Consider the following 255-nt stretch of genomic DNA (forward strand, 5'->3'; position numbering starts at 1 on the left):
GAACTGGCCCGTGCCCGCCTGATTGCACTTGCCCAACCCCATCTCGATTCGATGCGCTGGCACGGCCTGCGCCTGGTTGCCGCCGATGGCAGCCGTCTGCGCGTGGGCACGCGTCGCGGCCATGAACGGTGCGCCGAACACTACGCGTTTGCGCTGTTCCTGCCGGGGGCCGAACTGACCCTGCACGCCGCGCTTCATCCCGCCGACGGTGCTGAGCGGCAGATGCTGTTCGAGGCGCTGCACGCACTGCAGCCG

General features: G+C 69.4%; 1 pseudogene. It reads left to right on the plus strand.

Annotated elements, in window-relative coordinates:
• Positions 1-255, plus strand: a pseudogene (locus tag AB4Y44_RS42720) (IS4/IS5 family transposase); the annotation flags it as partial.

This window comes from Paraburkholderia sp. BR10937, from assembly GCF_040965695.1.
Classification (GTDB): domain Bacteria; phylum Pseudomonadota; class Gammaproteobacteria; order Burkholderiales; family Burkholderiaceae; genus Paraburkholderia.